Here is a 25,420-nt window from a genome sequence, read left to right on the forward strand (position 1 = left end):
TAAAAAGAGCGACGTTTTGTTTTTAAACCCCTGGACTCTATGACAGACAGTAAATATAAAGATACGGTTTTTCTTCCTCAAACTTCCTTTTCTATGCGGGCAAATCTGCCTGAACTAGAGAGATCTATTCTGGGAGAATGGGAAAAAACAAACATTTTTCAAAAAATTGAGAAGCAAAGCAAAGGACGAGATCTTTTTATCTTGCATGATGGACCTCCCTATGCCAATGGCCATCTTCATATGGGACATGCGCTCAACAAGATTCTTAAAGATATTGTGATGAAGTACAAACGGTTTCAAGGAAAGAGAGTTCCTTATATACCCGGCTGGGATTGTCATGGGCTTCCCATCGAATGGAAAGTGGAAGAATCCTACCGTGCCCAAAAGAAAGATAAAGATGTAGTTCCCGTTCTTGAGTTCCGTGAAGAATGTCGAACCTTTGCCCAAAAATGGGTCAACATCCAGAAAGAAGAATTTAAACGATTGGGCGTTCTGGGAGACTGGGATCATCCCTACTTGACTATGACGCACGAAGCGGAAGCAGAAATCGTAAAAGAACTTCACGCTGTCTTGATGAGTGGGTATCTTTATAAAGGCCTGAAACCTGTCCAATGGTCAGTGGTAGAAAAAACCGCCCTCGCGGAAGCAGAGATTGAATATAAAGACAAAACATCTTCTTCCCTTTATGTCCTATTTCCTCTGGTCTCCAATAAAATAACGGGCAGGGAAGACACTGTGTCTGCACTTATCTGGACAACAACCCCCTGGACATTGCCAGCAAACCGAGCCATTGCGTATCAAGAAGATGCAATCTATGCTCTTGTGCAAGCACCCAACACCCCTAAATTTCTAATGGCTCAGGAGCTTATCCCCCAACTCCAACAGGAAACAGGGCTTGAACTTTCGGTTTTAAGAACAATGAGAGGAACTGATCTTAAGGGCTTAGAAGCGTATCACCCCCTCCACAAGCAAGGGTATGATTTCAAAGTTCCTTTCTTGCCAGGTGAGCATGTCACTCTTAACCAAGGAACGGGTCTTGTGCACACGGCCCCAAGTCATGGTGTGGAAGACTTTGATCTAGGCAAACAGTATGCCCTAGAAGTTCCTGAATTAGTAGGGCCGGACGGCGTGTACTATGACCATGTTCCTCTCGTACATGGACAACATATTTTTAAGGCCAACGATATCATCATTGAAAGCCTGAAAAACGACAGCAATCTTTTATATGATACAAAAATTCTTCACAGCTACCCCCATTCATGGCGATCCAAAGCTCCCCTCATTTATCGGGCAACAGCCCAGTGGTTTATTTCCATGGACCACAACCAGTTCCGTGAAAAGGCTTTGGAGAGTATCAATCAAGTAAAATGGTATCCGTCTCAAGGGAAAAATCAGATTGAATCCATGGTAAAAAATCGTCCTGATTGGTGTCTCTCTCGTCAACGGAGCTGGGGCGTTCCCATCGCTGTTTTTGTTTCAAAAAAAACAGGGGCCCCTTTGAAAGATCCTGAAGTAAACGAACGGATCTACCAAGCCGTGCTTTCTCACGGAGCAGACATTTGGTTTGAGAGACCCGCCCAGGAATTTTTAGGGTCTAAGTATAATGCCAATGATTTCGAACAAGTCACCGATATCTTGGACGTTTGGTTTGAAAGCGGCACGTCTCATGCCTTTGTTCTTGGAAAGAGCTCTGACCTTAGATGGCCGGCAGATCTTTATTTAGAAGGCGTTGATCAACACCGTGGATGGTTCCAGTCCTCTCTTTTACATAGCGTTGCCACCAGAGGATCTGCTCCTTACAAAGCCGTATTGACACACGGATATTTATTGGATGAACAAGGATACAAATTTTCTAAATCCAAAGGAAACGCCGCCAATCTCGCTGACGTTGTGGAAAAAAATGGGGTAGATATTCTGCGTCTTTGGGTTGTAAACTCTGATTATTTTAATGATTTACGTATCGGGGATGATATCCTCAATCGACAAATGGATGTTTATCGCAAACTCAGAAACACGTTGCGCTTTTTATTAGGAAATCTCGTTGGGTTTTCAACTGAAAAAGCAGTGGATCATTCTCACCTTCCTGAGCTAGAGCAATGGGTGCTCCATCGCCTGAGCGAGCTTGATACTCAAATAACCCAAGATATTGAATGTTACGAGTTTCACGGCATCTTTACAAACCTCTATACCTTTTGTGTGAACGATCTTTCGGCCTTCTATTTTGATATTCGAAAAGATGTTCTTTATTGTGATGCCCTCACAGATCAAAGACGTTTATCGGTGCAAACCATTCTTCATTATACGTTCACACGTTTGTGCAAATGGCTTGCCCCTATTTTAACCTTCACCAGTGAAGAAGCATGGTCGACGTACTTTCCAGAAGACAGTGTTTTTCTACACACATTCGAATCCTTACCGACCGCATGGCATGCCCCTCATTTAGGAGCAAAATACAAGCTGATGAGAAACATACGACGCGTGGTTACTGGCGCTATTGAAGAAAAGAGAACCTCTGGCCAAGTAAGATCTAGTCTTCAAGCTGCCGTCACTATTTTTACAGAAGATACTGCTTTTTTTGATTTATTAAAAAGCACACCTTTGGCTGATTTTTGTATCACGTCTGTTGCAGACGTAAAAAAAGAAACCATTCCGGACCAGTCTTATACATTAGAAGATGTGGAAAATATTGGGGTTATTATTACAGAAGCCCTGGGTGAAAAATGTGTCCGCTGCTGGAAAGTCTTGCCTGAGGTCACAACAGAAGATAATCTCTCCTGTCTCTGTTATCGGTGCCGAGATGCTATAAAAGAAAGAGCTTCCTAATGTCACGTCTGCTCACCCTCTCCATTATCCTTTTCATTTGTGCCCTAGATCAACTGACAAAATATACCGTTTGTTCTCTTTCTTCTGCTTTGCCTTTCCAAATAACTTCTTTTTTCAACATCGTGTTCACTAAGAATAGGGGGATGAGTTTTGGCATGTTCAACCATACATCTGCTCTCCTATTTTATGCAATAACAGGAGTCGTGATTGTTCTCTGTGGTTATCTAGGTTATTGGATATGGAACGAAAAAAATAAAAATGTTATTTTTTCTTTAAGCTTGGTTCTAGGAGGTGCTTTAGGAAATCTATTTGATCGATTCTTTCGACAAGGTGTTGTAGATTTTCTAGATTTTCACCTTGAATCATATCATTGGCCCGCCTTTAATGTGGCAGATAGTTTTATTTTTTTGGGCGTTCTATTGTTATTGTGGAATAATATAAAAAGTAAGAGATAGAGGACATTGTGACAAAAAGAGTCGGAATTTTAACAAGCGGCGGTGACTGTGCAGGGCTAAATGCCACCATTCGAGCTGTCGTACATTGTGCAAAAATCAAGCATGGGTGGGATGTGATTGGCATCAAACGAGGAGGCCATGGTCTCTTGACCAATCCCCTTGAGTACCAAGAATTAGATGTTGAATTTCATGGAATTAATCATGTTCTCTTACGCCTAGGAGGAACCATTTTAGGCACAACCACGAAAGGAGATCCTCTTGCTTATGCAATGCCCGATGGAACGGTAATTGATCGCAGTCAAGAAATGATCAAAAATTATCATTCTCTCAATCTTGATGCACTGATTGTTACAGGTGGAGATGGTAGTTTCAAAATTATGCATGAAATTGCTGCCCGCGGTAAAATCAATCTGGTCGGCATTCCTAAAACAATTGACAATGATATTGGATTAACTGAAGCCCTCGGATTTGAGACCGCCGTGAGCGTGGCCACAGAAGCCCTCGACCGGTTACAGCCCACAGCCGCCAGCCATGATCGCGTCATGATTCTAGAAGTGATGGGACGAGACGCAGGCCATATTGCCCTGAACTCAGGAATTGCAGGAGGGGCAGATATTATCCTCATTCCCGAGATTCCCTTTGATTTTAAGGCAATTCGCAAAAAAGTAGAAGGTATTATGAAATCGGGCAGAGGGTTTGCCTTGATCGTTGTTTCTGAGGCCGCACGATCTCAAGATGGATCTCCTTTTATGATCAAGTACCAAGATGGCTCTAAACGCTATGGAGGCATTGGTACTCACTTGCTACAAGAAATAGATAGAACCATGGGCATTAATGCCCGGGTAACTGTTCTGGGCCATGTCCAACGAGGGGGGCAACCCATCGCTCAAGACCGACTTTTAGCCTCAGCTTTTGGTGTTCACGCCGTAGAATTGGTGGCTCAAGGAAAATTTAACAGAATGGTTGCTTGGCAAAATCGGCAAGTGATGGATGTGGATATTTTAGAAGCCATTAGTTCTTATCAAGGCGTAGATCTGAGCGGCACCATGATTAAAACTGCCCGAGGATTAGGGATTTGTTTGGGGGACTAATAGAAGAGTATTTGATCTCTTGTTGACACAATGTACTTCTTAAATCCAGCTGATAACGCTCTCTCACGCTAATATTTTCTGTTGTTGTCTTCAACTTAATCCCTCATAGTGAAAAGATGGTAAAGAAAGCACTTGAAAAGTTTATCCACTTGGAAGCTTGGCACGATCCAAGCAAAAAACCTTATATTTCTATTCAAGAAATTAGTAAGTCTTACCTAGGAATTCCAGCCCTGAATCAAATATCCCTGAATATTTATAAAGGAGAATTCTTCTCTCTATTAGGTCCCTCTGGATGTGGGAAAAGTACTCTCTTGCGTATTCTAGCAGGCCTTGAAACACCTGACTCAGGTGCGGTATTTATTAATGGTGTAGATGTTACACATCTCCCTGCTTATCAACGCCCTGTGAATATGATGTTCCAGTCTTATGCTCTTTTCCCCCATATGACAGTGGCAGAGAATATTGCCTTTGGTTTAAAACAAGAAAAACTATGCCGAAAAACAATAAAAACGCGCGTTGCTGAAATGTTGGAACTCGTTAAATTAGAAAAATATGCGGACCGTGGGCCTCATGAACTCTCGGGGGGACAACGCCAACGAACCGCTCTTGCCAGATGCATCATCAAAAAACCAAAACTTGTTCTTCTAGATGAGCCCCTTGCTGCTTTAGATAAAAAGCTGCGAGAACATACACAATTTGAGCTTGTTAATATTCAAGAAAAAATTGGAATCACCTTCATTATGGTAACCCATGATCAGGAAGAAGCCATGACCATGTCAACACGACTGGGGGTTATGGAAGAAGGACGCACGCGACAAGTGGGAACCCCTAATGAAATTTATGAATTTCCCAACAGCGAATATGTTGCGGACTTTATTGGATCCACAAATATTTTTAAAGGTATTATTATTGAAGAAAGCCATGAAGAAACTATCCTAAGAACAGACTCCTTTAAAACAAAAATCAGAATTAGTTACGGGGGAGGACTTGCTGTTGGGTCTCAAACGACCCTTGCGATCCGACCCGAAAAAATAAGTGTTCAAAAATCAAAACCCAAAGGAGATTTTAATTGGGCTCAGGGGATTGTCAGAAACATTGCGTATTTGGGAGATGTGTCCATTTACTATATTGAAATCCGTCCTTCCAAAAAAATTCTTTTGGTCACCATTCCAAATGTGAAGCGGCAAGAAACCTCTGGGATTACCTGGGATGAAAAAATATATGTTTCTTGGAAACCTAGTAACGTTATTATTTTAAGTACATAAGCAGATAGGCGCACAATGCACTGGAAGAAGCTCTCTAACCATTTTTCCCAGCTCCTTACCGAAAAAATGTGGGGCAGAAAAGTACTCATCGGATTTCCTTATGTGTGGCTTCTTCTTTTTTTCTTAGTCCCTCTTTTTATTATTTTCAACATCAGCCTTTCTGAGTCCGTATTGGGCGTTCCTCCCTATAAAAACATATGGGAATGGACTGATCATCTCAGTTTAAAGATTCATCTCCATTTTGAAAATTATAAAATTTTATTTGAAGATAGCTTATATCAATATGCGTTTATTCAATCTTTGAAATTTGCCTCAATTTCTACCGTTCTATGTCTATTGCTCGGATACCCTATGGCTTATACCATTGCACGCGCTGAACCAAGAACGCAAACTTTCCTTTTGTTTCTCGTGTTGCTGCCTTTTTGGACATCCTTTCTGCTCCGAGTCTATGCATGGATTGGTCTTTTATCCAGAGAAGGATTAATCAACAGCCTTCTAGTATGGCTTGGTCTTGTCGATACGCCTTTGACTCTTCTAGGCACAGGATTTTCAGTGTGTTTAGGAATGGTTTATTGTTATCTTCCTTTTATGATTTTGCCTCTCTATGCCGCCCTTAGTAAATTTGATATCTCTCTCTTAGAAGCAGCGGCTGATCTTGGATGCACTCCTTTAAAAGCTTTTCTCAAAATCACTCTCCCTCTCTCAAAAGGTGGAATTATTGCAGGATGTTTTTTGGTGTTTATCCCGTGCGTGGGAGAATTCGTCATTCCAGAACTTTTGGGAAGCTCGGAAAGTTACGTTCTTGGAAAAGTCATCTGGACCGAGTTTTTTAATAATCGAGATTGGCCTATGGCTGCCTCTGTGGCCATGCTTATGGTTTTGTTCATGGTTCTTCCCATCGTTTTAGTTCAAAAAATGAATGAACGGTACCGCGGATGAAAAAATCAAAACTAGGGTTTGTTTCTTTAATTTTAGGGTATGTTTTTCTCTATACCCCCATCGTCATCTTGATTGCCTTTTCTTTTAATTCTTCTAAACAAATCAGCATTTGGACGGGATTTTCCTTTAAATGGTATGCGCAACTTTTTTCTAACGAACAGATGTTGAAATCCACATGGATAAGCCTGCAGATCGCTTTTACCTGTGCCACCTTATCCACCATTCTCGGCACCATTTCTGCCTTAATTTTAGTGAAGTTCACACAGTTTAAAGGAAAATCTCTCTTTCAAATCCTGGTAACAGCTCCCCTGGTTATGCCAGAAATTATTATGGGTCTCGCTTTTTTACTGTTATTTTTTAATCTAGAATCTTTTATAGGTTGGCCCAGAGCGGGGACAATATCCACCATTACGCTTGCCCATACTACGATGGCGATTTCATATGTATGCGCTATCGTTCACGCCCAACTCCTCCATTTCGATCACTCTCTTGTGGACGCTGCCATGGATTTAGGTGCCCGACCTTTAAAAGCTTTTTTTAAAATTACTCTGCCTATTTTGGCACCGTCTCTTATTTCAGGATGGTTCTTGTCATTTGTCTTATCTATGGACGATCTCATTGTTTCTAGTTTTGTAGGAGGACCAGATGCAACCACGCTCCCCATGATTATTTATTCCAGTGTGAAATTTGGAATCTCTCCTCAAATTAATGCCTTGGCGACATTAATTGTTTTACTGGTTTTTCTCTCCTTAATTATTGTTTATCTTTTACACTCTCGGCAGAAAAAGGTCTTTGAACGCCCCCTTATTCGATAGTTTGTTTCTTCCAAATATTACTAAGATATCGCCATGTAAAGATAGCGAGCCCTGCTAAGGCATAGGGGACACCAAGTCCCCATAACAAAACAGGAGATCCTTTCTGCATAATAACAAAATAATAAGTTGGCAAAAAAGAAAAGAACACAATGTTAAAGGTGTTTGCCCTTAGAATAAATTTTGTATCTCCTGCAGCTGTTAAGATGCCACAAAAAACCCAATTCATACCGTCTAAGGCAAGAAACGCCCATACAAAAAAGAGAGACCAACGTATGGGTGTCATGAGACTCGCTGCCACATGGGGATCATGGACAAAAAGGGGAACGAGTTTATCTGAAAAAAGAACTAAGGGAATAAATATGATGCTGCTGGTAATGAGGTGCATCTTTAGCCCCGAACGCAATACTTTTGAAATTTTATCGCTTTGTTGAGCTCCAATTAGGTTAGAAGAAATAGCCATCACCGATTTTTGAAGACCTTCAACTAAAAACAAGAAAAGAACAAAAAAGCTGGAACTAATGGCACTAATGGTTATATAAGCAGATCCCAAAGCAGCAGCACAGTTTACAAGAATGCTCCATGAGGCAAACTCTACCGTATGACTCATGCCATTCGGAAGTCCTATTTTGATACAATCTAAAAAAAGTTTTTTATCCAATTTAAAATGGTGGGTACGATAATGCTTACGGAAAGAAGGTTTTAAAAACACGGTAAACAAAATACCAGCGTTCAGAACTTGCGCACAAATAGTGGCAAAAGCGGCACCTTTTGTCCCCATGGCCGGCACAAACCAAAACCCAAAAATAAATAACGTGGCCAACCCCCCATTCACAACGTTGGAAATAATGGCTGAAATTGTCAGCATTTTTACCTGACCTCGTCCAGCATAAAACCCGGACAGTGCCCCGATCATGGGCATAAGATAGGCCGTTCCCATCATCCATTGAAAATAAGCTGTTCCCTCTTCTTTATAATAAGGACAAATATGATCCGCACCAAAATAGGCGATTGGAATATAAAAAATGGCTAATGCCATGCTTAGCCATAACATTTGCCAAACAGGTTTGCCCATTTCTTTATAACGGCCAGCCCCATTAAATTGCCCAACAAAGACTTCTGAAATACTCGTAATGGATAGAGGAGCAAACTGAAAAACCGCCACAATGGAGTTAACAACAGAAACGGCATTCATTCCATCCAAAGAATATAAAGAGAGTAACCATCTATCTGTAAAGAACATGATGTTCCCTGACATGATGGAAATCATTAACGGCAAAGCTAAAGAAAAGACTTCTTTGACACTGCCAGATCGATATTTAGTTAAATATTCCGGATTCATGTTCTCTCTTTTAATGGGCACACTAGGCTATCGTGTTTGGGGGGGAGGAGTCAATTATAAAACCACTTAGTCATTGTGAATTATACAATATTTTGATACCGTCTCGAGAAAAGAAGAAATGATGCATTTACTCTATCCAGTCGAACCAGATCAAAATACATCCCGAATCCATTTCGCGGACGTTCAGCAGGGAACTCTTTACCTTGTCGCGACACCCATTGGAAACCTAGGAGACATTACCCTTAGGGCTCTGCATACCCTGAGGAATGTGGATGTGATTTTTTGCGAAGATACGCGCGTTTCCAATCATCTGTTAAAGGTGTATGGCATTCAGGCCTCTTTACATGCGTATCATGATCACAGCAATGCCTCCGAACGTCACCATATTTTGAAGAGATTAAAAGAAGGCCAATCTGTGGCGCTTCTCTCGGATGCTGGCACCCCTCTGATTTCAGACCCTGGGTACAAAGTGGTGGTAGACTGTTATGAAGAAAACATTCCTGTAACCCTGGTACCAGGAGCCTGCGCTCTCATTCACGGTCTGGTTATTTCAGGCCTTCCCCCTGACCAATTTTATTTTGGAGGTTTTTTACCCTTAAAAGATAAAGATCGGCGCGAAAAACTAAGGATGCTGTCCTGCCTTCCAGCCTCTCTCATTTTTTATGAGACAGGACCGAAGCTTCTGAAAACACTATTAGATTTAAATGAATTTTTTGAGGACCGACTTTTGGCGGTTACGCGTGAGCTTACCAAAAAGTTTGAAGCCGTTCATCGAGGAAAGGTAAGCGAGCTTCTCACCCACTATACTCAGAAAGGCCCCCCTAAAGGAGAACTTGTTTTAGTTCTCCAAGGCCAGACTGGGTCTCAAGAGCATCCTCCCCTAAATCGAGATCTTTGCAAAAAGATGTTAGAAAAAATGAGTGTGAAAGATACGGCTGATATTCTTTCTCACCTATTCGGACAATCCAAAAACAGTATTTATCAAGACCTGTTGAAGATCAAAAATGAAGACTGACAAGTCACAAAGGGGAACGTTATCTTACAAAAAAGGCCTATGGGCTGAAGAGTGGGGAGCCCTTGTTTTACGCCTTAAAGGCCATCGCATTTTAGAAAAACGATATAAAACCCCTGGCGGAGAAATTGACCTCATCACCGAAACTTTAGACCATATCGTTTTTGTAGAGGTCAAAGCCCGCGCCACTTTGTCAGAGGCAGCGTACGCCCTTACCCCTAAACAAAAGTCTCGGCTACACACGGCTGCGCTTTACTATCTTCAAAGAAATCCGTCTGTAAAAAAATGTCGTTTTGATGTTTTACTTGTCAAGCCAGGCTCCTTTCCGGTACATCTTAAAAACATCCTATGGAATGAATAAAACGTGCATAAAAAATATATCTATCCTTTCTGTCTTATTTTTTCTTTGTTTCTAAAAGGGTGCTCTCCTTTGTCCATGTTCTCCTCTGGGGTTGCGAGCTTGGATACAGCCTCTCAAGAAAGAGGGCTCGGAAACTACGTTACCGATCAAGAAATTAAAACGCGCATTAATGTTGTTCTTTTTGAACATGACCATCTCCTACACTACAAAGTAGATGTGAATGTGTATGAAGGTCGTGTTCTTTTAACAGGGCACGTAAAAAATAAGCGGATGCAAGAAGATGCCATTCGCCTCTCTTGGCAAGTACCTGGAGTTAAAACAGTGATGAATGAAATCACCATTGAAGACCCCCGCACCCTCCTAGAATATACACAAGACAAGTGGATCTCTACCAAATTGCATGCCCTGTTATTCTTCAATAAAGAAGTGGGGTCACGCAATTATGAAATTATTGTCTCAAGAGGGGTGGTTTATTTAACGGGGATCGCTAAGGATCAAAAAGAATTAAACGAAGTTATTTATACCGTCCGTACCACAAAGCATGTGAAAAAAGTGGTCAGTTATGTACGCCTTATGGATGCCTATGAGGTACGTCGACGTAAAATTTTTAATGAACGCAAAAACCCCTCTCCCTTAGCTGCCAAGCAAATAGAGCACAAAAAAATTATTCAATCAGAAAAACAAAATACCCTTTGGGCAACAACGGATCAAAAAAAAGAGGCTCCAAAAACAAAAGGTGACTAATGGTTTCTAAAATCTGGACGGTTTCTTTTCAGGGCATAGAAGTCATTGATATTGAAGTTCAGGTTCAAATGACCAATGGTCTTCCTGCCTTTTCCATTGTGGGACTTCCCGATAAAGCCGTGGCTGAATCTCGAGAACGAATTCGCAATGCGCTGCATGCCATGGGATTAGCTCTTCCGGCCCAAAAAATCACCGTCAATCTGGCGCCTGCTAGTGTTCAAAAAGAAGGTTCCCATTATGATCTCCCTATTGCCTTAGGCGTACTAGCAGCCATGAGAATTCTGAAAAAAGACGAACTCATGGAATACACCGCCGTGGGTGAAGTGTCGCTGGACGGAACCTTATTAGCGGTACCTGGAATTCTACCCGCTGCCTTTCAAAGCTATCTTAAAAAAAGACGATTTATTTGCCCAGCCATGTGTGGATCAGAGGCTGCTTGGATCACAAATCTAGATATCATTCCCGCCTCTTCTCTTTTGTCTCTTGTTAATTTTTTCAAGGGCAATCAAGTTATTGCCCCTCCAACCCCTAAAGTAGCGACTCCTTACCCAAAACTCATTGATTTTAAAGAAGTGAGAGGCCAACACACCGCTCGTCGCGCGCTAGAAATTGCCGCCGCAGGCGGGCACAATCTACTGATGTCAGGACCTCCCGGCGCAGGCAAATCCATGTTGGCTAATCGCTTGCCTACTATTTTGCCCGACTTAGAACCCGCTGAAGCGTTGGAACTCAGCATGATTTACAGTGTGGCCGGCCTGCTGCCTGAAGGTCGGCTATTGCAACAGCGCCCCTTCCGTGACCCTCATCACTCTGCCTCCCTCGCCTCTCTCGTCGGGGGAGGGCATAAAGCAAGACCTGGTGAAATTTCCCTGGCTCATAAGGGAGTCCTGTTCCTTGATGAACTACCAGAATTTTCTCGTAGCGCGCTTGAGTCTCTGCGTCAACCTCTCGAATCTGGAAAAGTAGTTGTGTCCCGAGTTAACGCTCACATTGCTTATCCCTCAGACATTCAACTGGTCGCTGCCATGAACCCGTGCCCTTGCGGATACTTGGGAGATATAGAGCGGGGATGCCGTCGCGCGCCTCTCTGCGGCAAAGATTATCAAAAGAAAATTTCGGGCCCTTTGTTGGATCGCATTGATCTTCATTTATCTCTGCCTGCTGTTCCTCCCCAAGAACTGGTGAAGCTCAGAGAGGGAGAGTCGAGTCACACGATCAAAGAACGAGTGGGAGAAGCCCGTCAGATTCAAAAGCATCGCAATAATGGTCTCTTAAATAGCCGCCTTTCCGGCACGCAACTGGAGGAAATGTGCCAACTGACGGCGGAAAGCAAAATATTGTTGGTGGCTGCAGCAGAAAAATTCAAACTCTCCGCCCGAAGTTATTACAGGATTTTAAAGGTTGCCCGTACCATTGCCGATTTAGCCCAGAATTCTCAGACAGAACGCCCCCATATGGCTGAGGCTTTATCGTACCGTCATCAATTTTAAGAGTCATTATTTTCCTTATTCCCCATAACTCTCTAGAAAAGCTGTTATGTTATTTATTGTGTTTTTACAGTTTGTATTCCATCATGAGATGATCTTTAATACAGGAGGTTACCATGCTAAATTTCAAGAAACTTCTATCTGTTGGTTTATTGTCAGCTTTTGCCTTAGGGACACTCTCAAGTTATGGGGCACCCGATGAGGGAGCAGCCATTCAGCCGGCCCTCGTTCGCCTGATTGTTTCCGAATCAGATATCGTCGCTGTTCAACCCTCCGCCGCTGCTGTTCAACCCTCCGCCGCTCCCACTCCCATCTCTTCTGTCACACACCCCACAGACGATGCTCCCCAAGCTGGATGTTGGGGTAAATTCCTTAGTTGTTGGAAAAAAACTAGTGAAGGAGTGAATGCCATTCTCCCCATTCTTCGGAATGACTTACTGCCTATCTTACAAATAGTGGCTCTCAACTTAGATCCAAATTCCAGCGAGGCTAAACAACTCCATCAGATTGCGAGTGGCATAGAAAAAGGGACAACTATAGCTGGCATGATATTTGATCCGAGCACTGGGCAACTTACTCTTCCCAGCGGTGTAACTATTGCCAATGCTCTCTGGTATCTCTGGAATGAAAAATCTTCCACGCTTACGGATGATTCCGTAGCACTCGGTGGTGTGATGATAAATCGGTGGATGAAGGACATTAATGGAGATACAAAAAAATACGGTATTATTACTGCTAAACTTGTCCAACTTACCCTTCTCCTCTCAAAGGCAGACGACCCTAAAACCCCTTATAATCCGGTATTTAATCCAACTACAGGGACTGTGTCTCTTAAAAGTGATCATAGCCCCCAGCTTCTTGTCAGTATTCCTCTTTTTGGGGAAGAGACTACCCCAGAGACGCATACATTTTTAAAAGGATGCTTTGCAGAATTTGTTCCAGCCTATGAGAGACGCACTAGCGAAGAAATATCCAATGGAGGGCGCAGAATCCCTGGGAGCTTCCTCCCAGCCACAGGTGTAATATTATCGGCTTACAATACATTAAGGGGAGAGAATCCTCTCTATAGAGCTATAGACCTAGCAATAACTGCTGCAGCTACAGTCACAGACGCTTAAGAGATAATTTCTCTCTCTTCTGTGAACACTGCTAACATTTCAAAAACTTGACGCCGACGTGGTTTTCACTTACCGTGTCGGTGTTTTGTTATGAACCCGGTGGGGGATAGTTTAGTGGTAGAACTCTCGACTCTGACTCGAGCAGCCAAGGTTCGAATCCTTGTCCCCCAGCCAATAGCCTTGGAGGTTGAAAATGTCTATTCTTGTTGAAAGATCCAACAAAAACCATGCTCTTGTTTATGCCACAAAAGTATTATTAGGCAGTTTCTTTATTGCCGCGAGCGCCCAGATTTCCATTCCTTTCTATCCTGTCCCCATGACTATGCAGCCTGCAGCTTTGATGATCATTGGTCTTCTTTGTTCCCCTCACATGACTGTCAGCATCGTCACAACCTATCTGATAGAAGCGGCTGTGGGCCTTCCTGTTCTCTCCAATTTCACGAGTGGGATCCCCCATCTTATCGGCACACGCGGAGGATACATCGTAGGCGGGTTTTTGCCCCTCGCTCTGATCACAAGTTTGATGAGACAAGCTTCAGGGCATCTCCTCTATCGAATTCTTGGGTGCCTTTCCGGGAACGTTTTTTTGTACACGGTAGGCATTGCTTGGCTCTCAACCTTCATCGGGTTTGAAAAAGCAATTCAATTTGGTTTGTATCCTTTTTTGTGGGAGATTCCGATTTATATTGCCTTTTCCATCCTAACGGCTAATCTTTCGGAACGATATCTGAAAGATAAGTTTTTATGAAAGAAGCTCAGGGCTATTGTTGGTTTTTTCTCGACATCAAACCCAAAGAGCGGTTCCAATAATGAAAATAAATAAATATATTATTTTATTGTTATGTGCCCTTTTTCTTGCAGTAAAAACTCAAGCAGAAAGTGTGGACGACATACCAAAAACCCAAGAAGAAATGGTGAATAATATTGGTGTCTTTGGAGGGATCGGAACGGATGATAATATCCAACAGATCATGGAAGGTAAAATACATTTTAAATCAGGCATGGTTGGGGTGTCTGCCCAAAAAGACTTAGTTAATATAACCCCCTCCACCCAATTCAATGTAGAGGGCCAACTTATCCAGCATTTCAAGGCACAAACGTGCCAAGAAATTACGATGGCTCTGCTCATCAAAGCATCCAACGTATTTAATGCTGAAAAAGTTCCTTTGAATTTTACGATAGGGGATGGTCTTTCTCTTTTGGTAGGGTCTGTTCCTAAACTAGAAAGCCATCAGGCAAAACCGCGACGTCTTTTAAACTATTTTTTCCTAGAAGCAGCCACTCCTTTGCCAAGGAAAGATACGGAAATTTTCTTCCGCTGGCATCATCGTTGTCACATGTTTGGCCTTATGGCCCCAAATGGAACAGGGTCGAATTTTTTCCTGCTTGGCGTTCGCTTTAAATTAGAGCCTTAAAGATTTTAAGGATATTTTTTTCTTGTTCAACATTTAGAACCCCTCTACTATGAAAAATTAATGAATGGAGATTTTTAATATGAAAAAACTTTTTGTGTCCCTCTTTGTAGCAACGCTTGGCCTGATCCCCTCTCTTTCAATGGCAGACCTGTACAGTGGAGATAATGTTCTTTTAATGAGTACAGATGGAACTTTTCAAGCAACAGAACTACAGTTAAGAACGGCATTAGAAGAATTGGGATGGTCGGATGAAAATATCAAACAACTACGAGCGCTAACGCCCGCAGAGCGTACCCCTTTTATCATCAACAACAATTTAAAGTCCGGAGAACCTAAAAAAAGTCTTGATACAATACTAGACTCAGACCTCTCAAATCCTAATTAAAAAAAGAAAAAGATTCATGAAAAAAGCCAGGAGAAGATCCTGGCTTTTTTGTTGAGCAGACTCAAGAGAACGGATTTAGAAGCCCATTCCCCCCATGCCGCCCATCCCACCCATGTCTGGCATGGCAGGCTTAGAACTCTGAGGTTCTGGTTTCTCAGCGACCATGGCTTCGGTGGTAATCAACAACCCTGCCACAGATGCAGCATCTTGCAACGCTGTACGCACCACTTTGGTGGGGTCAATGACGCCAAACTTGAACATGTCCCCAAATTCATTGGTTTGGGCATTGTATCCATAGTCAGGATTCTTTGATTCCAATATTTTACCCACAACAATGGAGGCTTCTTCCCCTGCATTATAAACAATCTGACGGGTTGGAGCCTGAATCGCACGGCGTACGATTTCTATACCTACCTTTTGGTCTTCATTCACAGGTTTTAATCCTGACAAAGCCGACGTTGACGCATGAAGCAATGCCACACCACCCCCTGCCACGATTCCTTCCAGAACAGCTGCTCGTGTAGCATTCAAAGCATCTTCCACACGGTCCTTGCGTTCTTTCACTTCAATCTCCGTTGCTCCACCCACACGAATCACGGCGACACCCCCTGAAAGTTTGGCAAGACGTTCTTGAAGTTTTTCACGGTCATAGTCGGACGTGGATTCATCAAGCTGTGATTTGATTTCTTTGCAACGCGCGTCGATTTCCTTCTTATTACCACCACCATTAACAAAGGTTGTATTTTCCTTTGTGATGACCACACGCTTAGCATTCCCTAGCATTTCAATGCTCACATTTTCAAGCTTGCTACCAATTTCCTCAGAGATCAATTGACCTCCTGTTAAGATCGCCAAATCTTCTAACATCGCCTTCCGACGATCACCAAATCCAGGCGCCTTAATGGCAGATACTTTCAAACCACCCCGCAACTTGTTCACCACAAGTGTGGCGAGAGCTTCTCCGTCAACCTCTTCAGCAACAATTAATAGGGCACGACCAGACTGGGCAACCCGTTCAAGAATAGGCAACATTGGCTGAAGACTAGAGATCTTTTTGTCATGAATCAGAATGAAAGGATCATCCAACTCACAGGTCATTTTTTCTGGGTTGGTTACAAAATAGGGAGACAAATAACCCCGATCAAACTGCATCCCTTCCACCACCTCAAGCTCTGTCTCCATAGACTTTGCTTCTTCAATAGTGATGACGCCTTCTTTCCCAACTCTATCCATAGCCTTGGCAATCATGCCACCAATCTCTTGTTCACCATTGGCAGAAATAGTCGCAACCTGCGCAATTTCTGCACTTGTTGTCACATTCTTCGAGCGTTTCTGGATACTTTCCACCACCGCCAAAACCGCCATGTCAACCCCGCGCTTCAAATCCATAGGATTCATGCCAGCGGTCACTGACTTAATGCCTTCCCGTGCAATGGCTTGAGCCAACACAGTCGCTGTGGTGGTACCATCCCCTGCCACATCATTTGTTTTGCTGGCGACTTCTTTAATCATCTGGGCACCCATGTTCTCGAATCTATCAGCCAATGTGATTTCTTTGGCAACAGAAACTCCATCTTTTGTAATGCGGGGCGCTCCAAACGATTTTTCCAAAATAACATTTCGTCCTTTAGGACCAAGAGTAACCTTTACAGCATCCGCCAAGGTATCAAGCCCCTTTAACAATTTATTCCGAGCTTCCGTAGAAAACTTTACTTCTTTCGCACTCATTCTATGATCTCCTTTATTAAAATTTACTTAAAAACTAACCAATGATCCCAAAAATATCCGACTCTTTCATGATTAATAGATCTTTTCCACCAATCTTTACTTCGGTTCCCGACCATTTTCCAAACAATACACGGTCACCTGCTTTAACAGACAAAGGATGTACAGATCCGCGATCATCCATAACGCCAGTACCAACTGACAATACTTTTCCTTCAATTGGCTTTTCTTTGACCGTATCGGGAATAATAATTCCTCCAGCTGTTTTTTCTTCTTGTTCAATTCGTTCAACAAGTACACGATCATGAAGGGGTTTAAACTGCATCGCACTTTCCTTTCTTAAACATTTTAAAACTTTATTTCTAATTTAGCACTCTAGTTAACTGAGTGCTATTTTCTTTAACATAGGGTCTGATGGGTGTCAAGAAGGAGACGATCAAGATAATTTTTTACGAAGCTTGAGAAGAAATTTTAGAAAGTTAATCTGTTTTTAAAGGCGATTTTTGGAAATGGACGATAACTAGAATAAGGAGCGTTATCAAACTCAATCCCATAAGTAAAAACCCTGGCGCTAAAAGAGAGTGAAATTCTTTCTGCAAGAACTGTGCCATTCTAGGAGTTGTCCCTCCTAAAATAGCACCCCCCATAGTTAAGCAAAAAGCAAGACCGGAATATCGACAGCGCGCAGGAAAAAGACTCCCAATATAAGGGGAAATACATCCACTAAGAATATTACCAAAAATATTAAGGATAGCTACAAATAAAAGGACTGAAGTTAGGGTAACAAATTCCAATGTTAGCAAGTAAAAAGAAGGCACTGCTACCACGGCAGTTGACGCTATTCCAAATGAAATTAACTCAAAAAAACCGATTTTATCGGATAGTCGACCAGCAACCATAATGACTCCCGCACATAAAATCATGGTGGACATATTTAAAACCATACTCTGAGACTTTGTATACCCGAGCACACTGATAAAAATAGAGTTTGCAAATACCGTTGTCAGGTAAAGAGGCATAAGAGAAAGCCCAAAAACAAAGAATCCTAAAAATAAAACTTTTTTATGATATTTAAGTAAAGCGACCCATAAAAATTCTTCCTCACTAGGGTTCTTATAATCTGTAAAATATATTTTTTTTAGAAATTTTCTCCTCAGTAAATAAACCGCGATAGAAGATAGGCCTCCAACAAAAAATAGGACTCTCCAGCTCCATTCGGGCATTCCCTCTAAATTTACAATCGCTGCCAAACCACTGGCCAAAACTGCCCCGAAAACACCCCAGGCAACCAAACTACCTGCATTTTTTCCCCTGTGCCTTTTCTCTAAATTTTCCATCATATAAAGATTGGCGCCCGTCAGTTCCCCTCCATAAAAGAAACCTTGAGCCAGTCGACACGCCACTAAGATAATCGGAGCTATGATCCCAATCGACGCATGTGAAGGGAGGCACCCAATAATAAGGGTGGGAATAGAGACAAGAACCATACTCAGAAGGAGGGGTTTATTTCTACCAATTCTATCCCCAATATAGCCAAAAAATAAAGCACCTAAAGGTCGCGCCAAAAATCCGGCAGAAAAAGCTCCAAAAGTTGCCATATTCTGCGCATACTCATCTATGTCAGGAAAAAAAATGGGAGCCAATTGAACGGCTAAGAATCCGTATAAAGTTACATCAAAGCATTCAACGATGTGACCTCCGATTATAGAAATACCCGTCTTAGTTTTCATGTTTATCGCGAAATATCTTTATACCAATTCTCTTGAAGTACTCTTCCATGAATTCACGAAAAAGATCCATGTGATTTTGTGCAGAAATATTATGCGTTTCTTTCATACAAAAGTAGCTCCGGATAACAGGACCTTTGATCTTAGGGAGCACATGAACAAGCTCTCCCTTATAAATATCGTTTGATTCTTGAGGGGCAGAAATAATGCCCAAACCTTCTTTCCCCGCATTATAAAGGGAAACTGTAGAATTTACCGTAATAGACGGAGTTAATCTAGGAATACCAAATTTCCCCTTAATATGCCAGTTAATATCATCGAAATGACTAAATTCATGCTCTCCATACGCTAAAACTTTATGTTTCAAAAGATCCTCTGGGATTTTAGGCAAACCATACTGCTCGATATACTTGGCACTAGCCAACAAAACATGGTGATAGGGGATATACCAAACCTTTCGAAATCCCTCTAGGTCATCTCTAACAGGTCTTAAAAGAATATCAGAGATTCTTTCTGTCTGCTTAGACAAAACATCATTTGCAATAATGTTCAATCTTAAATTTTGATGTTTTTCATAAAACTCTTTAAGACCGGGCATTAACCAACTAGAGGAAACAGCTGCTGTTGTGCTAATGACAATTTCCCCTTTCATTTCCTGAACATTTTGATTATGAGCGCTATGGACTCCTTCTAGATAAACATCTATAAGTTTCACAGCGTACGGAATGAAGGACTTGGCCTCTTCCGTTAAGGTAGTGGATTGTTTTTTTCGATTGACGAGCTTAACCCCTAACTCTTTTTCAAGCTCGTTAATATGAGCCCACATGGTAGATCTAGGAATCCCTAGGATCGTATGCCCGCCAAAATCACAGCCGGTATGTCCTAGAAATATGAGTGTTTTTAAGGCAATTATTCTCATTTCTGCTCTTCAAAATACCCCTAAATTGAAAGGTATTTCCTAACATCTCTGTCAAAGTCAACTTATTGTTATACATAGCCTTTTTTCTATTAGAAAAAATACTTTTATTTCTCTTCTAATTGAGATCTTGCTTCAGATACCCAATCAGGCTCTTGTTTTTTTTCAATAAATTCCGCAGGATCAAACAAAAGATCTTCCGTATTTCCACCACCCGCACTAGGTTGATCAACCGCCATGATTTCACCAACCTCCGGGACTAGTTGTGGAGAATTTATTTTAAAAGACATGGCTTTACTAGCTCCAACCACGCTTTTAAGTTCTACTCTTTTTTCCGCAAGTTTTTTTGTTTCTGCGTCTGTTGCCTTACGATTTGCTAAAATTAAGACAAAATCATACGTTCCATCCAAATTCGGGGTAGAAACAAGATCAATAGTATCTGTATTTTCTTTTAAATCCATCATAATAGTGGAAGAACCAGGAACAGATTCATCCACTGCATAAGATTGCACGCTACCGCTATCTATCACTTCTGTTTGCATTGAAGGCCAATTAATTTTAGGCAAATAAAGGTACAGTTTCCTGGTTTCTGGCACGATCTGAGATTCAAAAAAATCCTGTTTGTCTGAATTAATAAGAATCCAAGTTGTTCCGTCTTCTTTAGGCGTGATTATTAAGGCATTAATTTCATTTTTGGGAAGTTCTAACGTTTGTTGAATATTAACTGTGGTCGGCTGGGGAGGTTCCGGTGGCAAGGCATTTAATTCTGATTCTTGTTCTTCAGGCTCAGGCTCTGGTAAAGGAGGATCATCAGTTATAAGATCCAAGATATACGTTTTTCCTCTTAAGAAACTTCCCACAAGACGTGTGTAGGGTTCTAAAATCAAGTGACAGGCGCGACGCGATCCAAATCCCATAAGATCATATTGAATAAGAGCCCCCTGTTTTGCTTGCTTTTGTTCAGGTATCTTCCAAAAGGTGTCTTCCGGAGCCTTAACTAATAAAGAACCATCCTCTGAAGACTCTACATACAGAGAAATGGGATGACTTAAGACAAAAACAATCCGTGTTTTTTTTATTTCTGTCCCCACCTGAATGTCTTTCACCGTGAGGTTGGCGCGCGGGACACAAACACTGGCCCACAAAAGAAAAAAGAGAAAACTTTTTTTGCAAAACTGAATCATACACTTCCCTGCATCCTTTTCAGGATACAAGACTTTTTTTATTTTTGCATTATTTTTGAGCCCACTCAAAAAACTTAAGGACGTTTTTCTTTAGAATATCCGCTCTGAGCAATGGGAGAAGCCATCTTTATTCCATCTGAATGTGCCCGTGGATAAGAAGAAAAGACCTTATAAAATAAAAACAAAGTTACAATGACCAGACTTAAAATCAAGATTTTTTGAGAGTTATATAGTACAGAAAAAGGGCTGCTTAATTTATCTGACATGGAAATAAGTCTCAATTCTTCTCCACTAGGAACCTCTAGGGTTTCACTGGTATGAATATGATATGCTTTTTTAAAGGCATCAAGCGTTAAAAAAGGGTCCAAATCTAAAAACTGGGCATAAGATCTGACAAACCCAAGTGTGTACGTTTGTGACGGTAATTTGCCCAATTGTCCTGTTTCAATAGCCCGTAAAAACTCTTCTCTAATATTGAGAGACTCCACCACGTGATGGATTTTATATCCTTTTTTCATGCGAGCTTCTCTTAAGAGAACCGAAATATGCTTGCTATAGATATTATTTTTTTCTTTTTTATTCATTGTAGTGCGCTCCCTATTATTTATTGTACATAGAGAGCAATGGAATTCAAGAGATTTAGTCTTTCCAAAAAGAAGGGAGAAATAAAATTAAGATGGTGACTAATTCTAAACGGCCCAAAAGCATCCCCAACATCAAAATCCATTTAACGGAATCCCCAAGCTCAGTGTAGGTTTGGCTAGGCCCTATATGATTGCCCAGTCCAGGACCCAAGCTTGTCAACATAGATGCTGAAGCCGAAAGAGTTGTCACAATGTCTAATCCGAAGAGAGATAAACAAAAAGATAAAACAGCAAAACAAAAAATAAACAGAATGAAAAGAGCCGCAACAGAATCAAAAATAGATCCTGAAATTTGTTTTCCATTATATTTTGGCAAGAAAACACCATGAGGTCGACGAAGCTTTTGTAAATAAATAAAGGTGAATCGCCATAATACTTGAAAGCGGAACACCTTAATACCCCCTGCCGTCGATCCCGTGCAGCCTCCAATAAAGGGGGCAAAGAAAAAAACCATCAAAGCAACTCCCCCCCAAACATTATAGTCTCCAGAACAGAAGCCCGTTGTTGTGACCGCCGACACCACATTAAATATGGTCTGGGTAATAAGATCAAAAACATCTCCTCCTTTTTGAGTCATCAGATTCCATACAAGAACAATCCCGACAAAAAAGAGGGTAATCAATCCATAAGCCTTTATTTGATCATCTTTAAAGAAAAGCCTCCAATTTTTTGTGAACAGATGACCAAATAAAAGCTGGGTCACACCCCCCAAAAACATAAAAAGAACAAGCACATATTCCAGGGGTTTATTTTGAAAAAACCCAATGGATAGATCGTGCGTTGAAAATCCTCCCGTTGACACTGTGCTCAAGCTATGACACAGAGCATCAAACCAACTGAGCCGCAAGGCAAGTAAAGCCAAAAAACACAACAAAGTCAGGCTTAGATAAGTAATAAAGATAACTTTGGCGATCTGAGCAATCCGAGGCAAAAACTTCTCTGACCGATCTGACGATTCAGACTGGAATAACTCAAGCCCCCCCACGCGCATATCTGTTAAGAGGGTCAAAGCCATCACAATGATTCCGATACCCCCTAACCACTGCAACATAGCCCTCCAAAACAAAATGCCTTTGGGCATTGCGTCTAAATTTTTTAAAACAGTAGCACCCGTTGTCGTCAGGCCAGATACCGTTTCAAAAAACGCATCCGTATAACTCACATTAATAGAAGATAGGACAAAAGGAATGGATGAAAACCCAATCCCAACAAGCCAGGTAATTGCCGTTAGAATAAAAGAATCGCGTTTATCAAACTCAATTTCAGAAATAGACTTATTGGAGAAAACAAAAAGCACCCCAAAAAAAACCATAATGGCTTGAGAAAACAGGTAAACCTTATAATCTGGATTATTAGTAAAAAAATCAATTAAAACAGAAGGGATCATGGCAGCAGCCAGAATAAGAACAAGCCACCCAATTAGATAAAATATAGATCTAAAATGTACCATTCATTAGTGGAACTGATGGTGTTCGTAAGGGCTGTCTAAAGAAAAAGCAGGAATAGAAACTTTAAAGGGCTCTCCTTCTAAGCTTTCCATCTCATAATTTCCAAACATAATACCAGAGGGTGCGCTTAAAACAGCCCCACTTGTATAGCTAAAGGATTCCCCGGGCTTCACAACGGGCTCCATCCCAACGACACCATCTCCTTTGATTTCGTGTGTTAATCCGTTCGAATCAGTAATTTTCCAATGCCTCTTTCTAAGCTTTACAGCACGTTCGCTCTGATTTTTGATAGTGATTTTATAAGACCAAACAAATTGCTCAGAATAAGGTTCCGATTCTTCTTCTAAATAAACCGGTTCCGCAAAGACTTCAATTGGTTCTTTTTGTGTCATAGACATAAGTCTTCCCTTCGCATCTATTTATAGAGTATCTAAATTATAGTCCAAGTTCAATCGAATTTTTACATAATCTATTTAAGAAATACTCTGAGTTAAAGAGGTGACTATTTTATCTTGCAAATCCTCATAAACCTTTCCATCTTCAGAAAAATTTTGCATCATCATTACAAAAAGATATTTAGGCTTTTCGTCTTTTAGGATGTATCCTGCAAGGCTTCTAATGCTTGTTAAGCTTCCTGTTTTCGCCAACACTTTTACCCCTTTTGGTAAGTTCTTAAGTCGGAGCTTCAAAGTACCGTCCTCTCCCCCCACCGCTAGTGAGGCTAAGAAAGGTTCCTTTAAAGATTTATGACGAAACGCCTCCCAAAGAAGGTCTGCCATCTGATGAGCGGAAATCAAATTATGGTGGGAAAGCCCAGATCCATCCATAAACACGGCTCGAGATAAATCAACGGATAGGCAGTCCTGCAGAGTTTTTTTCATAAAAGTATCGAGATATTTGGGCTTCCTAAATTTATCAGGGTTTTCCAGCATAAAAGGGATTAGAACAGATTCCATAATCGTATCATCCGAGTCTTTTATTCCCTTTTTTAAAATATCATATAAGGGGTCCGAGAAATGTTGGACCAAAACATGGGGTTTTTCTTTAGGAAAGGGGCGGAAAAGAATTTTTCCCTTTAAGAAAACCCCCGCCCCTTCTAAAGCCGTATGAATACATTTTCGTATATATTCTTTAAAACGATGTTCTTTTACAGGGAGGCATATCTTAAAAGCAGGAGATCCATTCGGAATGCACCCCTTAATGGAAATCCTCTCTTCCAGATCTAAATCACATCGCTCAATATATTCTTCCTCTAAACAAGCGGTTGAGATAGATTGGTTATCAATCTTATAGGGGGGTTGATTCTTATCATAAATAAGGGTGGGCTTTCGTTTATCTGTTATCCCTGGAATCAATTTGAAACAAATCGTATTTTTGTTGACATTAAGTACGGAGATAGGAGCTCCATATAAAAAACGCGTTGCCTCAATTGACCACCCTTCCACGTGAGGAAATACGGGGACAGTCTCTTGGTTGATCATAATATCCCCTGCAATAGTGGATCCCTTTTTTTGCTTATAGGCTTTAAACAGAGCCGTTAAATCAACCAACGTAAACGTGGGGTCTCCTGCAAATCTTAAATAAACAGCATTCCCTTTTTTCAATAGGGAAGTTTCAAACTGATAAGTGGGCCCAAGCTGAGAAAGGGCAACCAAGGCTGTTGGGATTTTTTCCAAACTGGCTGGCCTCATCAAGAGATTCGGGTTCTTTTCGTAAATTATTTTTCCAGAATTCAGATCTCGAATTTCCATACCAACCATAGAATCGAGGGCTGTTTTCTGAATTAAGGAATCGATCGTCCCCGTAAGTGAAGAACCAAAAAAAGCTGAAGACATGTGACATCCAAAAATGGTTAAAAGAAAGAGTTTTTTCATGAGTTCAGTATGTGTGGAACGCTCTGGAAAATCAACCTCCGTTTATTGCGGATTCTTGAATAAATAGATAGTATACTAGCGACATGGTAAAGTTAACGAAGATTTATACACGAACAGGAGATAAGGGAACCACTTCATTAGGAGATGGAAAAAGAATTTCAAAAACCTCTTTACGTATTCAAGCTATCGGCTCCATAGATGAATTAAATGCCGCTTTAGGCGTGACCGGTCTTTTTTTGTCTGACCCCTCATTAAAAGAGATAAGACACATTCAGAATGACCTTTTTGATGTGGGGGCTGACCTATGTATTCCCGAGGAATCTCCTAAAAAATCCTTGCAGTTGAAAGACAATCAAGTGCAGTGGCTGGAAGAAAAAATTGACTCCTTTAATAAGAACTTAGCCCCTCTTTCTTCCTTTATCCTCCCCGGTGGATCTGCTGCCTCTGCCCATCTTCATCTCTCTCGAACTATTGCACGACGAGCGGAGAGAGATGTGATTGCCCTGTCTGAACAAGACAAAATTAATCCAGAGGTAGTCATGTACCTTAATCGTCTTTCAGACTACCTGTTTGTGTTAGGACGGGTTTTGAATAATAATGGAACAGAGGATGTTTTATGGATTCCTGCCAAAAGCCAGATGGAAAGAGCTTAA

25 protein-coding genes and 1 tRNA gene are annotated in these 25,420 nt (G+C 41.4%); 16 read left to right on the forward strand and 10 right to left on the reverse strand.

From position 1 onward, the window contains the following. Nucleotides 1–39: 39 nt before the first annotated feature. The 6 genes from A2621_00320 (at nt 40) to A2621_00345 (ending at nt 7,388) form a co-directional block, all read left to right on the forward strand. Nucleotides 40–2,823, forward strand: coding sequence for an isoleucine--tRNA ligase (locus A2621_00320; GenBank protein ID OFW89369.1), 2,784 nt, complete (start codon nt 40–42; stop codon nt 2,821–2,823). After that, on the forward strand, nt 2,823–3,278 hold the full coding sequence (locus A2621_00325; protein ID OFW89370.1) for a signal peptidase II: 456 nt from the start codon (nt 2,823–2,825) through the stop codon (nt 3,276–3,278). The genes A2621_00320 and A2621_00325 overlap by 1 nt, the downstream gene beginning before the upstream one ends. 5 nt (nt 3,279–3,283) lie before the next feature. Then, on the forward strand, nt 3,284–4,369 hold the full coding sequence (locus A2621_00330) for a 6-phosphofructokinase (protein ID OFW89371.1): 1,086 nt from the start codon (nt 3,284–3,286) through the stop codon (nt 4,367–4,369). 116 nt (nt 4,370–4,485) lie between these two features. Next, complete coding sequence (locus A2621_00335; GenBank protein ID OFW89372.1) at nt 4,486–5,634, forward strand: ABC transporter ATP-binding protein; 1,149 nt, start codon at nt 4,486–4,488, stop codon at nt 5,632–5,634. 15 nt (nt 5,635–5,649) lie between these two features. Then, on the forward strand, nt 5,650–6,573 hold the full coding sequence (locus A2621_00340) for a putrescine ABC transporter permease PotH (protein ID OFW89373.1): 924 nt from the start codon (nt 5,650–5,652) through the stop codon (nt 6,571–6,573). After that, nucleotides 6,570–7,388 (forward strand): putrescine ABC transporter permease PotI, encoded by an 819-nt coding sequence (locus A2621_00345; GenBank protein ID OFW89374.1) that lies wholly within the window; start codon nt 6,570–6,572, stop codon nt 7,386–7,388. Before A2621_00340 ends, A2621_00345 begins: the two co-directional genes overlap by 4 nt. Here the strand turns inward: A2621_00345 and A2621_00350 are convergent. Next, nucleotides 7,378–8,628, reverse strand: a complete 1,251-nt coding sequence (locus tag A2621_00350) for a hypothetical protein (protein OFW89375.1) — start codon at nt 8,626–8,628, stop codon at nt 7,378–7,380. The genes A2621_00345 and A2621_00350 overlap by 11 nt on opposite strands. Nucleotides 8,629–8,893: 265 nt before the next feature. Here A2621_00350 and A2621_00355 point away from each other — a divergent pair, with 265 nt between their 5' ends. The 9 genes from A2621_00355 (at nt 8,894) to A2621_00395 (ending at nt 15,249) form a co-directional block, all read left to right on the forward strand. After that, nucleotides 8,894–9,742, forward strand: a complete 849-nt coding sequence (locus A2621_00355; GenBank protein OFW90091.1) for a 16S rRNA (cytidine(1402)-2'-O)-methyltransferase — start codon at nt 8,894–8,896, stop codon at nt 9,740–9,742. Further along, nucleotides 9,732–10,100, forward strand: coding sequence for a hypothetical protein (locus A2621_00360; GenBank protein OFW89376.1), 369 nt, complete (start codon nt 9,732–9,734; stop codon nt 10,098–10,100). Before A2621_00355 ends, A2621_00360 begins: the two co-directional genes overlap by 11 nt. Nucleotides 10,101–10,103: 3 nt before the next feature. After that, nucleotides 10,104–10,844: a hypothetical protein gene (locus A2621_00365; protein ID OFW89377.1), complete on the forward strand. Its 741-nt coding sequence runs from the start codon at nt 10,104–10,106 to the stop codon at nt 10,842–10,844. Further along, entirely contained in the window at nt 10,844–12,334 is a 1,491-nt protein-coding gene (locus A2621_00370; protein ID OFW89378.1) for an AAA family ATPase, read from the forward strand. Before A2621_00365 ends, A2621_00370 begins: the two co-directional genes overlap by 1 nt. 113 nt (nt 12,335–12,447) lie before the next feature. Continuing rightward, nucleotides 12,448–13,449 (forward strand): hypothetical protein, encoded by a 1,002-nt coding sequence (locus A2621_00375; GenBank protein ID OFW89379.1) that lies wholly within the window; start codon nt 12,448–12,450, stop codon nt 13,447–13,449. A 100-nt stretch (nt 13,450–13,549) separates the two neighbouring features. After that, nucleotides 13,550–13,623: transfer RNA gene (locus A2621_00380), tRNA-Gln, on the forward strand. Nucleotides 13,624–13,642: 19 nt separating this feature from the next. Next, on the forward strand, nt 13,643–14,197 hold the full coding sequence (locus A2621_00385) for a hypothetical protein (GenBank protein ID OFW89380.1): 555 nt from the start codon (nt 13,643–13,645) through the stop codon (nt 14,195–14,197). 61 nt (nt 14,198–14,258) lie between these two features. Next, the gene (locus A2621_00390; protein ID OFW89381.1) at nt 14,259–14,864 is read left to right on the forward strand and encodes a hypothetical protein; all 606 of its coding nucleotides are present in this window, start codon (nt 14,259–14,261) and stop codon (nt 14,862–14,864) included. Between the two features lie 64 nt (nt 14,865–14,928). Then, nucleotides 14,929–15,249 carry a hypothetical protein gene (locus tag A2621_00395; protein OFW89382.1) on the forward strand — a complete coding sequence of 107 codons (321 nt, stop codon included), beginning with the start codon at nt 14,929–14,931 and terminating at the stop codon, nt 15,247–15,249. Nucleotides 15,250–15,324: 75 nt separating this feature from the next. On the opposite strand, the gene A2621_00400 is transcribed toward A2621_00395, so the two are convergent. The 9 genes from A2621_00400 to A2621_00440 form a co-directional block, all read right to left on the reverse strand. Continuing rightward, the gene (locus A2621_00400; protein ID OFW89383.1) at nt 15,325–16,977 is read right to left on the reverse strand and encodes a chaperonin GroL; all 1,653 of its coding nucleotides are present in this window, start codon (nt 16,975–16,977) and stop codon (nt 15,325–15,327) included. Nucleotides 16,978–17,011: 34 nt separating this feature from the next. Beyond that, a complete protein-coding gene (locus A2621_00405; protein ID OFW89384.1) occupies nt 17,012–17,299 on the reverse strand; it encodes a co-chaperone GroES in 288 nt (95 codons plus the stop codon). A gap of 154 nt (nt 17,300–17,453) precedes the next feature. Beyond that, nucleotides 17,454–18,704: a hypothetical protein gene (locus A2621_00410; GenBank protein OFW89385.1), complete on the reverse strand. Its 1,251-nt coding sequence runs from the start codon at nt 18,702–18,704 to the stop codon at nt 17,454–17,456. After that, nucleotides 18,694–19,620 (reverse strand): hypothetical protein, encoded by a 927-nt coding sequence (locus tag A2621_00415; GenBank protein OFW89386.1) that lies wholly within the window; start codon nt 19,618–19,620, stop codon nt 18,694–18,696. Before A2621_00415 ends, A2621_00410 begins: the two co-directional genes overlap by 11 nt. A gap of 104 nt (nt 19,621–19,724) precedes the next feature. Beyond that, nucleotides 19,725–20,870, reverse strand: a complete 1,146-nt coding sequence (locus A2621_00420) for a hypothetical protein (GenBank protein OFW89387.1) — start codon at nt 20,868–20,870, stop codon at nt 19,725–19,727. A 5-nt stretch (nt 20,871–20,875) separates the two neighbouring features. Further along, nucleotides 20,876–21,385 (reverse strand): hypothetical protein, encoded by a 510-nt coding sequence (locus tag A2621_00425; GenBank protein OFW89388.1) that lies wholly within the window; start codon nt 21,383–21,385, stop codon nt 20,876–20,878. A gap of 55 nt (nt 21,386–21,440) precedes the next feature. Beyond that, nucleotides 21,441–22,895, reverse strand: coding sequence for a hypothetical protein (locus tag A2621_00430; GenBank protein OFW89389.1), 1,455 nt, complete (start codon nt 22,893–22,895; stop codon nt 21,441–21,443). 3 nt (nt 22,896–22,898) lie between these two features. Further along, nucleotides 22,899–23,291 (reverse strand): Co2+/Mg2+ efflux protein ApaG, encoded by a 393-nt coding sequence (locus A2621_00435; protein ID OFW89390.1) that lies wholly within the window; start codon nt 23,289–23,291, stop codon nt 22,899–22,901. A 75-nt stretch (nt 23,292–23,366) separates the two neighbouring features. Further along, a complete protein-coding gene (locus tag A2621_00440; GenBank protein OFW89391.1) occupies nt 23,367–24,767 on the reverse strand; it encodes a D-alanyl-D-alanine carboxypeptidase/D-alanyl-D-alanine-endopeptidase in 1,401 nt (466 codons plus the stop codon). A gap of 83 nt (nt 24,768–24,850) precedes the next feature. On the opposite strand from A2621_00440, the gene A2621_00445 reads away from it, so the two are divergent. Continuing rightward, nucleotides 24,851–25,420, forward strand: coding sequence for an ATP:cob(I)alamin adenosyltransferase (locus tag A2621_00445; protein ID OFW89392.1), 570 nt, complete (start codon nt 24,851–24,853; stop codon nt 25,418–25,420).

The sequence above is a fragment of the Alphaproteobacteria bacterium RIFCSPHIGHO2_01_FULL_41_14 genome (genome assembly GCA_001767855.1).
Lineage (GTDB): Bacteria > Pseudomonadota > Alphaproteobacteria > UBA7879 > UBA5542 > 2-01-FULL-41-14.